The following is a 1,157-nucleotide window of genomic DNA, read 5'->3' as shown; positions in this document are numbered from 1 at the left end:
CAGCGACACGTGGCGATCCCGCACCCACCGTGAGTGGACAAAACGGTCAAGCCGAAACGGTCAGACAGGGAGCAAAAACCTCTGACGGATCGAGGCCAATGGCGCCACCAATATCGCCCGGGCCACACGCCGAGCCAACCGCCAACCACACGACCTGATCGCCGCCGTGACCAGCAGCTACCCGACAACGCAATAGCCCTGCTCCCGTACGAGACATCTCATCAAACTCACCTTGAGACATCCAGCGCCCAACACGAACCAGATCGTCGCCACCGTCGTTGTGCACCAACACCGGGGTTTTGCCGGCGAGCACATAGTACGTGTGGAGGTCTTGGACGGTGAGGTTGTAGGCCAGGGCGGTCCGGTGACTTCCCCGGATCATGCCACCGACTTGGAAGCGGTATCCGTCCGGCGAATGCAGGAGATCGCCGCGGTCCAGTTCGTCCGCGCGGTCCCAACGCTTGTCCGTGGCGTTCCAGAACGGGTGGTCCTCCGTGGTGACCAGTCGTTTGCCGCCGACCGAGAGTTCGTACAGGTCGTCGCGGTGGACCCAGACGTGTTCGACGAGACGGCCGCCCTCGTTGCCGGTCTCCGGGTCTGCCGCGAGGACCAGGTCGCCCTTCTTCAGATCCTTGAACCTTTTGGTGGTTCCGTTGGCGAGCAGTACCCGGGTGTCACCGCTGAAGCTGCAGGCCTTACCGGCCCGGCCGGCCGCGGAGGTCTTGCCGGCGAGGCCCGTGCCGACACCGCCGACCAGGCTGCCGGAGCCGTAAAAGGCCGCAGCGTCATCGGCCACGCCGTAGGGACAGGCCATGGGTGCGACCGCGCACGCCGCGAGCAGCTCCGGGCCCGCCGCGATCGTGAGCAGCGCCAGGCCGCCTTCCAGCATGCGTGACACGCTGATTCCGGTGGGTTCCTCCAGGCCGCCACACATCTCACCGAAGTCGATACACAGGTGTCAAGCCCCGGGTTTGATGGAGAGTTGGTTAGCTGGTTTTCAGGGGTGCAATGACCGGCTGGGTCATCACGTGTAGTGCCTCGTGTTCGGCGGGTGGGACGTGTCCGAGCTCGCCGTGCAACCTGCGGTTGTTGTACCAGTCGATGTACTCGACGGTGGCCATCTCCAGGTCGTCCAGGCCGCGCCACGGACCCTTGTT

2 protein-coding genes are annotated in these 1,157 nt (G+C 64.7%); both read right to left on the bottom strand.

Annotated elements, in window-relative coordinates:
- Positions 1-46 precede the first annotated feature (46 nt).
- Entirely contained in the window at positions 47-889 is an 843-nt protein-coding gene (locus CLV70_RS38875; RefSeq protein WP_245908821.1) for a Hint domain-containing protein, read from the bottom strand.
- Between the two features lie 97 nt (positions 890-986).
- The coding region (locus CLV70_RS38870; protein ID WP_146164373.1) for an IS3 family transposase at positions 987-1,157 on the bottom strand (171 nt) is incomplete at its 5' end.

Source organism: Pseudosporangium ferrugineum, assembly GCF_003002065.1.
In the GTDB taxonomy this organism is placed as follows: Bacteria; Actinomycetota; Actinomycetes; order Mycobacteriales; family Micromonosporaceae; genus Actinoplanes; species Actinoplanes ferrugineus_A.
Note: the sequence above shows the minus strand (reverse complement) of the source record. Positions and strands in the feature narration are given on the sequence as shown.